The sequence below is a fragment of the Pseudomonas sp. UBA6562 genome (assembly GCF_002434265.1).
Lineage (GTDB): Bacteria > Pseudomonadota > Gammaproteobacteria > Pseudomonadales > Pseudomonadaceae > Aquipseudomonas.
Map to the genome: position 1 here is coordinate 871,132 of NZ_DJJS01000006.1, position 14,041 is coordinate 885,172.

The window sequence follows — 14,041 nt, forward strand, 5'->3', positions numbered from 1 at the left end:
GGTATTACCGGTTGAAGAACGGCCTACTGGACGAACTGGCGGCGCCCCCTTGGGGCTCAGTGGCCGATAAACACCTCGTGGGCCACTTCGGGTGCGGCGAACAGCCGGGTCGCGTCGTGCCCCACGCCGTCGATCTGCCATTGCCGGTGCCGGATGGGCAGCTGCCAGCGCCGCGCCAACTCCGCCTCGTAACGCAGGTAGTCAAGCTGCCGCTCGACGCGGGTGCGGCCCTGAAGCTGCGCACCGCAGGCGCGGTCCATCACGCGGTCGTCGGGATGGTCGTCCAGGCGCCCGACCAGGTAGGTGACGTCGCGCGCCGCGTAGCGCTGGAACACCTGCCGCGGGCTCAGGCCCTGGGACGTGAAGTAATCGGGCGCGCCGTTCAGGCCATAGCGGTATTGGTCGTAGTCCGGGCACGTCTGCCGGGAGGCGGTTTCGAAGCGCCCGCCTTGCCAGCGCGTGGCGTCCAGGTAGAGGTAGGACGACGGGCTGGACACCACGTAGCGCACGGCCAAGCCATGGCGCAACGCCCGGTCGCCGCTGCCGAGCAGGGCGTACCGCTGCATCAGTTGCCCCCCGGCGGAGTGGCCGATGAGCACGATCTCCTCGAGTGCCGGAAAACGGCGGCGATCACCGAGGTAGGCCAGCAGATCGTCGAGCACCGTGAAGCCGGCGATGCCGGTTCGGCCGCTCGACGAGGGCGTGCCGTGCATCCAGCGATTCTTGGCCCACAGCGGCATGGCGGGCGTGGCGGCCCGGTCGTTGGGTGTGAGGAAGCGCGGCGCGAGGAGGAGCGTGTCGGCCGGGGTGAAGCCGGCGTTCTCGAGCAGGGTCTGGCCACTGGCGTAGTAGGCGTCGGCGTTGCGGCGCACGCCATGCACGATGACCACGACGCGGCGCACGGGAAGGCTGGGGCGTTGCAGGTCAGCGTTCGCGAAGACCTGCATTTCGTAGGGTATCGGGGCGCCCAGGTGCAGGGTTTGTGGGGCGGCGAAGGCGTGCGCGGTCAGCAGGCTGGTGAGCAGCACCAGGCAAACGCGTATGACGGTATGCACGGTGCGCGGGGGCATGGGGCTACCTGCTGCTGGGGGTGCCTGCCACGTTGCCGATGGCTCGATTGGCACGGCGGAATGGATGACGCGCAGGATGGCAGCAAGCCGGCTGCGAGTGCCAATGAAACCTGCCCTACGGTGCAAATCGAACCGCCCGATCGCGCAGTGGCGACGAAGCGGCCGGTGCATGGCCGTAGTGCCGTTAGATATTTCGACGCGCTCACCAAATTGAGGCGCATGCCCCGACGATGTGCACACCCGGTAGGCCCGCGCGCGCGCATTCCACGAAAAAATTCCCTAACCCTCTGTTTGAATTGAACATTCCATAATTGGCCCAATGCTTGCTGAGTCGATTCCATATCTTGGATACAACATGGAATCCGCTATGCACATCGAACGATCACCCTCCTTCGGTTGGACGGTCAGTGAATGGGTCGCAGCCTATCGGAAGCAGTCGCTGACCCCGGACAGCCTGCTGGCGCTGCTGGACGCTTTCCCGAGCGACGACCGCGCCTGGATCAGCCTCGTGCAGCGCGAGCAATTGACCGCACAACTAGCGGAACTGGAGCAGCGCCTCGCGGCCGTGGAGGGTGACCTCGACCGGCTGCCGCTGTACGGCGTGCCGTTCGCGATCAAGGACAACATCGATGCGGCGGGCTGGGCGACCACCGCCGCCTGCCCGGCCTTCGCCTATGTCGCCGCAAGCGACGCGGCCGTGGTCGGCAAGCTGCGCGCCGCCGGTGCGATCCTGATGGGCAAGACCAACCTCGACCAGTTCGCCACCGGCCTGGTGGGCACACGTTCCCCCCATGGCGCCGTGCCCAACAGCTTCGACCCCGCCTACGTCAGCGGCGGGTCGAGCTCGGGCTCGGCGTCGGTCGTCGCGCGCGGGCTGGTGGCGTTTTCCCTGGGCACCGATACCGCAGGCTCCGGGCGTGTGCCCGCCGGCTTCAACAACATCGTGGGCCTCAAACCCACCAAGGGGCGGCTGTCCAACACCGGCCTGGTGCCGGCCTGCCGTACCGTCGACTGCATTTCGGTGTTCGCCCTGACCGTCGACGATGCGCAAACGGTGACCGCCATCGCGGCCGGCTACGACGCGACGGATGCCTACTCGCGGCCCAACCCCAATACCGCACCGGTTGCCGTCGGCAACAAGATCCGCCTTGCGATCCCGGACACGCTGGAGTTCTTTGGCGACAGCCAGAACCAGGCGGTGTTCGAACGGGCGCTGGCCACCTTCGAGGCGCTGGGCGCGGACATCACCCGCATCGACTTCGCCCCCTTCCGTCAGCTGGCCGAGCAGCTCTATTACGGCTCCTGGGTGGCCGAGCGCACCGTCGCGGTGGAGGACATGCTGGCCCGCGCCCCCGAGGCGATCGACCCCGTGGTGCGGGGCATCGTCGAAAATGGCCTCGCCTACACCGCGTGCGACGCGTACAAGGCCGAGTACCTGCGTGCCGAGCTGAGCCGCCGGATCAACGACAGCCTGGCAGGCTACGACGCACTCCTGGTGCCGACCTCGCCGACCCTTCGCACCCTGGCGGAAATGAAAGCGGAGCCGGTGCTGTTCAACTCGCAGTTCGGCTATTACACCAACTTCACCAACCTGGCGGACCTCTCGGCGCTGGCGCTTCCGGCCGGCCTGCGCAGCGATGGCTTGCCCGCCGGCATCACGCTGATCGCGCCCGCCTGGCACGACCTGGCGCTGGCCGACGTGGGCAAGCGCTGGCAGGCCCACCTGAACCTGCCGCTCGGTGCAACCGGCCGGGCTTTGCCCACGCCCACGCACGCCGCAGCGGCCCAAGCGCCAGGCAGCGTGCGCGTTGCCGTGGTCGGTGCCCACCTCACCGGCATGCCGCTGAACTTCCAACTGACGACGCGCAATGCGGTGCTGGTCGAGCAGACCCTGACGGCCGGCCACTACCGCCTCCATGCCCTGCCCGGCACCGTGCCGCCCAAGCCCGGCCTGGCACGTGCGGACAGCGGCCGCCCGATCGTCGTCGAGCTCTGGGACATGCCCATGGCGCGTTTCGGCGAATTCGTGGCCGAGATCCCCGCCCCGCTGGGCATCGGCAACCTGACCCTGGCCGACGGCCGCACGGTGAAAGGCTTCATCTGCGAGCCCTGGGCACTGGCCGGTGCCCTCGACATCACCGACTTCGGCGGCTGGCGCGCCTACATCGCCAGTTTGCAGAACGCCTGACCACGCGCCTCCCGGCAATCGGGAGGGCAACCCCGCCATTCGCGCCACTACAGGGAGCGCAGCATGTTCCAGACCGTCCTGATCGCCAACCGCGGTGAAATCGCCGTGCGTGCCATTCGTACCCTCAAGACGCTGGGGGTCAAAGCCGTCGCCGTCTATTCCGAGCCGGACCGCAATGCCGCGCATGTGCTGATGGCCGATGTCGCCGTCGCCCTGGAAGGCGAAAAAGCAGCGGACAGCTACCTGCGAATCGACAAGATCCTGGCCGCCGCCAGGCAAACCGGCGCCCAGGCGATCTACCCCGGCTATGGCTTCCTGTCCGAGAGCGCGGAGTTCGCCGACGCGTGCGAAGCGGCCGGCATCGCCTTCATCGGCCCGACGGCCGAGCAGATCCGCGAGTTCGGCCTCAAGCACCGAGCCCGGGAACTGGCCGCTGCGGCAGGCGTGCCCATGACCCCGGGCACCGCCTTGCTGGACAGCCTGGAGCAGGCCTTGCAGGAAGCCGAACGCATCGGCTACCCGGTGATGCTCAAGAGCACGGCGGGCGGCGGCGGCATCGGCCTGACCCGCTGCGACGACGCCGATAGCCTGCGCGATGCCTACGACGGCGTGAAGCGCATGGGCGAGCAGTTCTTCCGCGATTCGGGCGTGTTCCTCGAGCGTTTCATCGATCGCGCACGGCACATCGAAGTGCAGGTGTTCGGCGACGGCAAAGGCCGCGTCGTGGCCCTGGGCGAGCGCGACTGCTCCTTGCAGCGGCGCAACCAGAAGGTGGTCGAAGAGACGCCGGCTCCGCACCTGCCGGCCGCCACCCGCGAGGCGCTGCATCGCGCGGCGGTGAAACTGGGCGAGTCGGTGCGCTACCGCAGCGCCGGCACCATGGAGTTCATCTACGACGGTGCCTGCGACGCCTTCTACTTCCTGGAAGTGAATACGCGCTTGCAGGTCGAGCACCCGGTGACGGAAATGGTCACGGGCCTGGACCTGATCGAGTGCATGCTGCGGGTCGGTGCCGGCGACGCCCTGGACTGGGCCGCGATGGAGCGGGCACCGCAAGGCTGTGCCATCGAAGTGCGTATCTATGCGGAAGACCCGCTGAAGAACTTCCAACCCAGCCCGGGCGTGTTGACCGAAGTCTTCTTCCCCGACGATGTGCGCGTCGATGGCTGGGTGAGCACGGGTACCGAAGTGTCGGCGTTCTACGACCCGATGATCGCCAAGCTGATCGTGCACGCCGAGAACCGGGAACAGGCGATCGCCAAATTACAAAACGCCCTCGGCGCGACGCGCTTGCACGGCATCGCCAGCAACCTCGACTACCTGCGGCAGATCGTGGCCGAACCGCGCTTCCTGGCCGGTCAGGTCTGGACGCGGATGCTCGACGACTGCGCGTTCGAGGCCAGCGTCATCGAGGTGCTCGAGCCTGGCACCTACAGCAGCGTGCAGGACTACCCCGGACGTCTGGGCTACTGGAGCATCGGCGTGCCGCCCTCCGGGCCGATGGACGACTACGCGTTCCGTCTCGGCAACCGCATCGTCGGCAACCACGAAAGTGCGGCCGGTCTGGAATTCACCTTGCAAGGGCCGACCCTGCGCTTCCACTGCGATGCGTTGGTCGCGCTGACCGGCGCGCAGTGTCCGGCCGAGATCGACGGCGAGGCAGTGCCCTATTGGGCGCCGATCCACGTCAACGCGGGGCAGGTGCTCAAGCTCGGCCGCGCGCTGGATGGCTGCCGGACCTACCTGGCGGTGCGCAACGGGCTGGACGTGCCGGTCTACCTCGGCAGCCGCTCGACGTTCGCCTTGGGGCAGTTCGGCGGGCATGCCGGGCGGACGCTGCGGCCTGCCGACATGCTGGCCATCTCGCAGCCCGATCTGCCGGCGTGCACCACCCCGGCGCCGGTCGGCGCACCCTGTGCGGCACCTGCGCAGATGATCCCCGAGTACGCCACGTCCTGGGACATCGCCGTGCTCTACGGCCCCCATGGCGCCCCGGACTTCTTCACCGCCGAATCCATCGACGCGTTCTTCGCCACCGAATGGGAGGTGCACTACAACTCCAACCGCCTGGGCGTGCGGCTGTCCGGGCCCAAGCCCACCTGGGCGCGGGTCGATGGCGGCGAGGCCGGCCTGCACCCGTCGAACGTGCACGACTGCGAGTACGCGATCGGCGCCATCAACTTCACCGGCGACTTCCCGGTGATCCTGGCCAAGGATGGCCCGAGCCTCGGTGGCTTCGTATGCCCGGTCACCATCGCCAAGGCCGAGCTGTGGAAAGTGGGCCAGATCAAGCCGGGCGACACGCTGCGTTTCCACCCCATCAGCTTCGAGCAGGCGCAACTGCTGGAACGGGCCCAGGCGCAAAGCCTGGCCCTGCTGGCGCCGGCCAAGGCCGACAGCTTGCCGGTGCCGTCGCTGGCGCCAGGGGCGACTTCGTCGGCCACCGTACTGGCGGAAATGGCCGCCGACGGCACCCGCCCGCGCGTGGTCTACCGTCAGGCCGGCGACAACTATGTCCTGATGGAGTACGGCGACAACGTCCTCGACATCGCCTTGCGCCTGCGCATCCACGTGCTGATGGCGGCGCTCGAGGCCGATCCACTGCCAGGGCTCGAGGAGCTGGCGCCGGGCGTGCGTTCCCTGCAACTGCGTTACGACAGCCGGGTACTGCACCAGCGCACGCTGATCGAGCGCCTGATCCAGCTCGAACATGAGTTGGGCGACGTCACGCGCCTGAAGGTGCCGACCCGTATCGTCCACCTGCCCATCGCCTTCGAGGACAGCTCGACCCTGAGCGCCGTCGAGCGCTACCGCGAAACCGTCTGCGCCGAAGCGCCGTGGTTGCCCAACAACGTCGACTTCCTGCAACGCATCAATGGCCTGGCGCATCGCGAGCAGGTCAAGGACATCGTCTGTCAGGCCAGCTACCTGATCCTGGGCTTGGGCGACGTGTACCTCGATGCGCCCTGTGCGGTGCCGCTTGATCCCCGCCACCGCCTGCTCAGCTCGAAGTACAACCCGGCCCGCACCCACACGGCCGAAGGCGCCGTGGGCATCGGTGGGATGTACATGTGCATCTACGGCATGGACTCGCCAGGCGGCTATCAGTTGGTCGGGCGCACCTTGCCCATCTGGAACAAGTATTCGAAGAACGCCCAGTTCAAAGACGGCCAACCGTGGCTGCTGCACTTCTTCGACCAGGTGAAGTTCTACCCGGTCGAGGAGGACGAACTCAACGCCTTCCGTGAGGGGTTCCGCGAAGGGCGAGCGCAGATTCGGATCGAGGAGACGGAATTCGATTTCGCCGAATACACCCAGTTCCTCGCAGCCAACGCGCCCAGCATCGCCGACTTCCAGTCGCGGCAGAAGCAGGCCTACGAGGCGGAGGTCGAGCGCTGGAAGGAGGCCGGCATCGGGCAGCCGCTGGCCCTGGCCGAGACGCCGGTGGCGCAGGCGCCGGAGCATGCCGGGCAGCGCGTCTGCGCCGACCTCAACGGCAACGTCTGGAAGGTCCTGGTGGAGGCAGGGCAAGCGGTCGAGGTCGGGGAAAAGCTGGTCGTCATCGAGGCGATGAAGATGGAGCTCGCGGTGGTGGCGCCCGTCGCCGGCACGGTGGCGGCGATCGGTTGCGTGCCGGGCAGGCCGGTGGTGCCGGGCGATGTCCTGGTCTACATCGATGCGCACGAAACGGCCGACGTTTGAACATGATCCGGGCACGCCGCCGAGGCGTGTCCGCCACTGGGTAGCCGACATGCAGATTTCATCGCCGAACAATACCAAAGAGCGCCCGGACAACCTGGTCGAGCGGATCTACCAGCAGCTCAAGAACGACATTTTCGAGTTCCGCCTCCTGCCGGGCGACCGCTTCAGCGAGGGCGCGGTCGCGCAGCGCATGGAGGTCAGCCGCACACCAGTACGCCAAGCGCTCTATCGGCTGGAGCGTGAAGGTTATCTGGAGGTGTATTTCAGAAGCGGGTGGCAGGTCAGGCCCTTCGACTTCAACTATTTCGAAGAGCTGTACGACGTGCGCATCGTGCTGGAACTGGCGGCCGTGGGCCGCCTGTGCCAGCTCGAAGCGCAAAGCCATCCGCTGCTGGAATCGCTCAAGGCCACCTGGTTGGTCGCCGAAAGCGACCGCCTGGACGACAGCAAGACGGTTTCGGCGCTGGACGAGCGTTTCCACTGCGCGCTCGTCGAGGCGACGGGCAACGGCGAGATGGCGCGGCTGCATTACGAAATCACCGAGAAGATCCGCATCATCCGGCGCCTCGACTTCACTCAGGAGCCGCGTATCGCCGCCACCTATGAAGAGCACGGACGCATCCTCAGCGCGATCTTGCAGCGCCGCACGGACAACGCGCAGCAGTTGCTCAAGGCCCACATCGAGGTCAGCAAGAAAGAAGTGCGCAAGATCACCCTCCACATGCTGCACGTCGCCCGGCAGCGGGCGCAGCTGAAGTCGGTGAACCCCTGAAGCGTCGATTCGACTGCCTAGATGTAGCCAAAAACAACACTTCCCAACGTATTGGAGCACCTGCATGAAACGTCGCAGTTTGATCAAAGCTTTCACGTTGTCCGCCTCGATCGCCGCCATGGGTCTGGCCTGGACGGCTCAGGCCGCCGAAACCATCAAGGTCGGCATCCTGCACTCGCTGTCCGGGACCATGGCGATTTCCGAGACCTCGCTCAAGGACATGGCGCTGATGACCATCGAGCAGATCAACGCCAAGGGCGGGGTCAACGGCAAGCTGCTGGAGCCGGTGGTGGTCGACCCGGCTTCGAACTGGCCGCTGTTCGCCGAGAAGAGCCGTCAGTTGCTGACCCAGGACAAGGTCGCGGTGGTGTTCGGCTGCTGGACGTCGGTGTCGCGCAAATCCGTGCTGCCGGTGTTCGAGGAGCTCAACGGCCTGCTGTTCTACCCGGTGCAGTACGAAGGCGAAGAGATGTCTCCGAACGTGTTCTACACCGGTGCGGCGCCCAACCAGCAGGCGATCCCGGCGGTGGAATACCTGATGAGCGAAGAAGGCGGCGCGGCCAAGCGCTACTTCCTGCTCGGCACCGACTACGTCTACCCGCGCACCACCAACAAGATCCTGCGCGCCTTCCTGCATTCCAAAGGCGTGGCCGACAAGGACATCGAAGAGGTCTACACCCCCTTCGGCCATGCCGATTACCAGACCATCGTCGCCAACATCAAGAAGTTCTCCGCAGGCGGCAAGACGGCGGTCATCTCCACGGTCAACGGCGATTCGAACGTGCCTTTCTACAAGGAGCTGGCCAACCAGGGCCTGAAGGCCACCGACGTCCCGGTGGTGGCCTTCTCCGTGGGTGAGGAAGAATTGCGCGGCATCGACACCAAGCCGCTGGTGGGCCACCTGGCCGCGTGGAACTACTTCGAGTCGGTGGAGAACCCGGTCAACACCCGGTTCGTCTCCGACTGGAAGGCCTACGCCCGGGCGAAGAACCTGCCGGGCGCCGACAAGGCGGTGACCAACGACCCGATGGAAGCCACCTACGTCGGCATCCACATGTGGGCCCAGGCCGCCGAGAAGGCGGGCAGCACCGATGTCGACAAGGTCCGCGAAGCCCTCGCCGGGCAGACCTTCGACGCGCCCTCGGGCTTCACCCTGACCATGGACAAGACCAACCACCACCTGCACAAGCCGGTGATGATCGGCGAGATCCAGGACGACGGGCAGTTCGACGTGGTCTGGCAAACCGAGCAGCCGCTGCGGGCGCAGCCGTGGAGCCCGTTCATTCCGGGCAACGACAAACGCCCCGACCATGCGGTGAAGGGCAACTGATCCCTGTAGCCCCCTCGCCTACGAGGGGGCGCTGGAGCGCATCACCCACCGTTACCCAAAAGGGACCCTGTTCCATGCCCAAGGCCCTCCATCGACTCCTGCTTTGCCTGTGCCTGTTGCTGCCTTGCGCTGCGCACGCCAGCGAAGCCGAATACTTCGCCGCCGCCAAGCCCAACGAGCAGGCCCGCCTGCTGCAGGACTGGGCGGCGCTCCCCGTCCCGGCCCGGCTGGCCCTGCTCACCTCGTTGCAGCAAGGCCGCCTCGGCGCCGACGACAGCCGCAAGCTGCGCTTGAACAACCGCCTGCGCGGGCTGGTGGACAACGCTCTGGCCAGCCACCAGTTGTTCAGCGCCGATCCGGCCGTGCGCCTGCAAGCCGCCCAACAATTGCAGAAGAGCGCCCAACCGGCCCAGGTCGCGTTTCTCGACCGCCAGTACGCCCAAGAGCGGGACGACAGCGTCCACGCCGCCCTCGGTCTGGCCCTGGCCAACCTGCAACTGGGCGCCGCCGAACCCTCCGTGCGTCTGGCCGCCGTGCGTCTGCTCGGCGAGACCGGCGACCCCATGGCCCGCACCCGCCTGCAAGCCCTGCTCGACCCGGCCGTGGAAAGCGACGCCGGCGTGCGCACCGCTGCGCAGACCAGCCTGACCCAGGTCGAGCGCAAGCTGCTGATCGGCGAAATCCTCGGCCAGGCCTTCAGCGGCCTCTCTCTGGGGTCGATCCTGCTGCTGGCCGCCCTTGGCCTTGCCATCACCTTCGGCCTGCTCGGGGTGATCAACATGGCCCACGGCGAGATGCTGATGCTCGGCGCCTACACCACCTACGTGGTGCAGATCGCGGTCCAGCGCTACGCCCCCGGCGCGCTGGAGTTCTACCCGCTGCTGGCCCTGCCGGTGGCGTTCGCCGTCAGCGCAGGGGTCGGCATGGCCCTGGAACGCGCGGTGATCCGCCACCTCTACGGCCGCCCGCTGGAAACCCTGCTCGCCACCTGGGGCATCAGCCTGATCCTGATCCAGGCCATCCGCCTGATGTTCGGCGCGCAGAACGTCGAGGTCGCCAACCCGGCCTGGCTGTCCGGCGGCATCCAGGTGCTGCCGAACCTGGTACTGCCCTGGAGCCGCATCGTCATCATCGGCTTCGCCTTGTGCGTGGTGCTGCTGACCTGGCTGCTGCTCAATCGCACGCGCCTGGGCCTCAACGTCCGCGCGGTGACGCAGAACCGCAACATGGCCGCCTGCTGCGGTGTGCCGACCGGCCGCGTGGACATGCTCGCCTTCGGCCTCGGCTCGGGCATCGCCGGCCTCGGTGGCGTGGCCCTGAGCCAGATCGGCAACGTCGGGCCGGACCTCGGCCAGAGCTACATCATCGACTCCTTCCTGGTGGTGGTGCTCGGCGGCGTCGGGCAACTGGCCGGCAGCCTCTGGGCCGCCTTCGGCCTGGGCATCGCCAACAAGCTGCTGGAACCGCAGATCGGTGCGGTGCTCGGCAAGATCCTCATCCTTGCGCTGATCATTCTGTTCATCCAGAAACGTCCGCAAGGCCTGTTCGCCCTCAAGGGACGGGTAATCGACTGATGAACCAGCCACTGCTTGTCACCGCTACGCAAAAGGCCGGCGCGAAACTGTCCCTGGCCATTGGCGCCATCGTCCTCGCCGCGCTGCTCGCCCTGCCGCTGCTCTCGCTGCTGCCGGACGGCCATGCCCTGCACGTCTCGGCCTACACCCTGACCTTGGTCGGCAAGATCCTCTGCTACGCCATCGTCGCCCTGGCCCTGGACCTGGTCTGGGGCTACGCCGGCCTGCTGTCGCTCGGCCACGGACTGTTCTTCGCCCTCGGTGGCTACGCCATGGGCATGTACCTGATGCGCGAAGCCGCCGGCGACGGCCTGCCGGCGTTCATGAGCTTCCTGTCGTGGAGCGAGCTGCCCTGGTACTGGGCCGGCACCCAGCATTTCGCCTGGGCCTTGTGTCTGGCGGTGCTGGCGCCCGGGCTGCTGGCCCTGGTGTTCGGCTACTTCGCCTTCCGCTCGCGGATCAAGGGCGTGTACTTCTCGATCATGACCCAGGCCCTGACCTTCGCCGGGATGCTGCTGTTCTTCCGCAACGAAACCGGCTTTGGCGGCAACAATGGCTTCACCAACTTCCGCACCCTGCTGGGCTTCGACATCACCGCCCAGGGCACCCGCGCGGTGCTGTTCCTGCTGACCGTGGCCCTGCTGCTGGGCAGCCTGTTGGTGGGCTGGCGCCTGGCGCAAAGCAAGTTCGGACGGGTCCTGACCGCGCTGCGCGACGCCGAGAACCGGCTGATGTTCTGCGGCTACGACCCGCGTGGCTTCAAGCTGTTCGTCTGGGTGCTGAGCGCCGTGCTCTGCGGCCTGGCCGGGGCGCTGTACGTGCCGCAGGTGGGCATCATCAACCCCAGCGAGATGTCGCCGACCAACTCCATCGAAGCCGCCGTGTGGGTCGCCCTGGGCGGGCGCGGCACGCTGATCGGCCCGCTGCTCGGCGCCGGTCTGGTCAATGGCATGAAGAGCTGGTTCACCGTGGCGTTCCCCGAGTTCTGGCTGTTCTTCCTGGGCGCGCTGTTCATCCTGGTCACCCTGTACCTGCCCAAGGGCGTGGTCGGCCTGTTGAAGAAAAGGGGCGAACAATGAGATTCCCGTCGGTCCACCCCGAATTCATGCTGGAGCCGATCATCGACGAAGGCCGTGGCCGCGACGCCATCGGGCTCGGCCAGGTGGTCGCCCCAGGCCTCGACGCCCGCCACGGCACGGTGCTGACCCTGGAGGACATCAACGTCAGCTTCGACGGTTTCAAGGCCATCGACGGCCTGGACCTGTACATCGGCGTCGGCGAGCTGCGCTGCATCATCGGCCCCAACGGCGCCGGCAAGACCACCCTGATGGACGTGATCACCGGCAAGACCCGCCCCACCCGCGGCAAGGCCTGGTTCGGCGACACCCTCGACCTGACCCGCATGAGCGAAGTGCAGATCGCCCAGGCCGGGATCGGCCGCAAGTTCCAGAAGCCCACGGTGTTCGAAGCGTTGACGGTGTTCGAGAACCTGGAGCTGGCGCAGAAGGCCGACAAGTCGGTATGGGCCTGCCTCGGCGCACGGCTCAACGGCGAGCAGCGCACGCGGATCGACGAAGTGCTGACCACCCTCCGCCTCGAAACCTCGTGCCATCGCCCGGCGGGGTTGCTGTCCCACGGGCAGAAGCAGTTTCTCGAAATCGGCATGCTGCTGATGCAGGACCCGCACCTGCTGTTGCTCGACGAGCCGGTGGCGGGCATGACCGATGCCGAAACCGAGTTCACCGCCGAGCTGTTCAAGCGCCTGGCCGGCAAGCATTCGCTGATGGTGGTCGAGCATGACATGGGCTTCGTCGGCAGCATCGCCGACCAGGTCACCGTACTGCACCAGGGCAGCGTGCTGGCGCAGGGGTCATTGGCGCAGGTGCAGGCCGATGAGCGGGTGATCGAGGTCTATCTGGGGCGATGAGGACAACACCATGCTGAAAATCGATTCGTTGCACCAATACTACGGCGGCAGCCACATCCTGCGCGGCTTGTCGTTCGAGGCCAAGGTCGGCGAAGTGACCTGCCTGCTCGGCCGCAACGGCGTGGGCAAGACCACCCTGCTGCGCTGTCTGATGGGCCTGTTGCCGGCCCGCGAAGGCAGCGTCCACTGGGAAGGCCGGGCCATCACCCCGCTCAAGCCGCACCAGCGGGTGCAGGCCGGCATCGCCTACGTCCCGCAGGGTCGCGAGATCTTTCCGCGCCTGACCGTCGAGGAAAACCTGCTGATGGGCCTGTCGCGCTTCGGCGCCCGCGAAGCGAAGCAGGTGCCGCCCTTCATCTACGAGCTGTTCCCGGTGCTGCTGCAGATGAAGCACCGCCGTGGCGGCGACCTCTCCGGCGGCCAGCAGCAACAGCTGGCCATCGGCCGGGCCTTGGCCAGCCGCCCGCGTTTGCTGATCCTCGATGAGCCTACCGAGGGTATCCAGCCTTCGGTGATCAAGGAGATCGGTGTGGTGATCGGGAAGTTGGCGGCGCGTGGGGATATGGCGATTTTGTTGGTGGAGCAGTTCTATGACTTCGCTGCGGAGTTGGCTGACCAGTATCTGGTGATGTCGCGGGGGGAGATCGTGCAGCGGGGGCGTGGGGAGGATATGGAGGTCGAGGGGGTGCGGGGGTTAGTGACGATCTAGAGGGGACAATGCCTGGGCAGCCTAATCGACCCCAGGTCCTATGTCAGGCCTTGTACCTGGAACAGGCCCGTGCGCTCAGCATCCTGCACCTGACGGTAGACGGAAAGCCCGAAGGAAATGGTCGTGCAGGTATTTTCGGTTAATATTTTCTGAGCGTTCGAAGCGTATTTTAAGAAAATCTGGCCAATAGTGGGGGAATGAATGGAAAATCTGGTGGGTTACGCCCATTTGATCGGTGCGATGGAGCTAAAAGCCATCGGGGTAAAAAGGCCCGCACTCGTTCAACCCGTCACCCGCATCGAGCGGATCAACGGCGCGCTCGCAGTGCCACAGGCAGGTCGCGGCTCAAGCGATCGAGGTGCAGCGACGTATTGGCATGCGTGCGCGACAGCATGGCGAGGGTTTGCGGCAGGAACGACAACTCGAAATACTCCGGCGCACAGAGCCGCCAGATCTTGCGCACGGTTTGCGCAGACGCTTGGCTTTCGTCTTCAGCGCAGCGGTTGACCGACTCGACCACCACGCGCAAATAAGGCGCGATCTTCTCGGCCTTGCTGGTCGGTTGCAGCACCCCTTGGAATGAAGAGAACAAGATGTCGTCGAAGCAGCCGCGCAGCCGCTTCAAACAATAACTGACCGTCGGCGGGCTCACGCTCATCCGCTCGGCGGTGCGTTTGGCACTGCGCAACTCCAGCACGTTGAGAAACACCACGATGTCCTGCAGATCCAACTGCTTGAGGTAATTGCTGTGGAGCATGGAAATTCCTCC

General features: G+C 66.3%; 10 protein-coding genes. 8 read left to right on the top strand and 2 right to left on the bottom strand.

The annotated features are described in order from the left end of the window. Nucleotides 1–56: 56 nt before the first annotated feature. The gene (locus tag B4M43_RS11390) at nt 57–1,070 is read right to left on the bottom strand and encodes a hypothetical protein (RefSeq protein ID WP_296267056.1); all 1,014 of its coding nucleotides are present in this window, start codon (nt 1,068–1,070) and stop codon (nt 57–59) included. A 367-nt stretch (nt 1,071–1,437) separates the two neighbouring features. Between B4M43_RS11390 and atzF the strand changes: the two genes are divergently transcribed. The 8 genes from atzF (at nt 1,438) to urtE (ending at nt 13,272) form a co-directional block, all read left to right on the top strand. Then, nucleotides 1,438–3,258 (top strand): allophanate hydrolase, encoded by a 1,821-nt coding sequence (gene atzF, locus B4M43_RS11395; RefSeq protein WP_296267057.1) that lies wholly within the window; start codon nt 1,438–1,440, stop codon nt 3,256–3,258. A gap of 63 nt (nt 3,259–3,321) precedes the next feature. Further along, nucleotides 3,322–6,960, top strand: a complete 3,639-nt coding sequence (gene uca, locus B4M43_RS11400; RefSeq protein ID WP_296267059.1) for an urea carboxylase — start codon at nt 3,322–3,324, stop codon at nt 6,958–6,960. 49 nt (nt 6,961–7,009) lie between these two features. Next, nucleotides 7,010–7,732: a GntR family transcriptional regulator gene (locus B4M43_RS11405; RefSeq protein WP_296267062.1), complete on the top strand. Its 723-nt coding sequence runs from the start codon at nt 7,010–7,012 to the stop codon at nt 7,730–7,732. A 64-nt stretch (nt 7,733–7,796) separates the two neighbouring features. After that, a complete protein-coding gene (gene urtA, locus B4M43_RS11410; RefSeq protein ID WP_296267064.1) occupies nt 7,797–9,062 on the top strand; it encodes an urea ABC transporter substrate-binding protein in 1,266 nt (421 codons plus the stop codon). A gap of 74 nt (nt 9,063–9,136) precedes the next feature. After that, nucleotides 9,137–10,636 (top strand): urea ABC transporter permease subunit UrtB, encoded by a 1,500-nt coding sequence (urtB, locus tag B4M43_RS11415; protein ID WP_296267067.1) that lies wholly within the window; start codon nt 9,137–9,139, stop codon nt 10,634–10,636. Further along, the gene (urtC, locus tag B4M43_RS11420; protein ID WP_296267068.1) at nt 10,636–11,715 is read left to right on the top strand and encodes an urea ABC transporter permease subunit UrtC; all 1,080 of its coding nucleotides are present in this window, start codon (nt 10,636–10,638) and stop codon (nt 11,713–11,715) included. Before urtB ends, urtC begins: the two co-directional genes overlap by 1 nt. After that, the gene (gene urtD / locus B4M43_RS11425) at nt 11,712–12,563 is read left to right on the top strand and encodes an urea ABC transporter ATP-binding protein UrtD (protein WP_296267069.1); all 852 of its coding nucleotides are present in this window, start codon (nt 11,712–11,714) and stop codon (nt 12,561–12,563) included. The genes urtC and urtD overlap by 4 nt, the downstream gene beginning before the upstream one ends. Nucleotides 12,564–12,573: 10 nt before the next feature. Continuing rightward, on the top strand, nt 12,574–13,272 hold the full coding sequence (gene urtE / locus B4M43_RS11430) for an urea ABC transporter ATP-binding subunit UrtE (protein ID WP_296267070.1): 699 nt from the start codon (nt 12,574–12,576) through the stop codon (nt 13,270–13,272). A gap of 307 nt (nt 13,273–13,579) precedes the next feature. Here the strand turns inward: urtE and B4M43_RS11435 are convergent, their stop codons facing one another. Continuing rightward, nucleotides 13,580–14,029, bottom strand: coding sequence for a LysR family transcriptional regulator (locus B4M43_RS11435; protein ID WP_296267071.1), 450 nt, complete (start codon nt 14,027–14,029; stop codon nt 13,580–13,582). Nucleotides 14,030–14,041 lie beyond the last annotated feature (12 nt).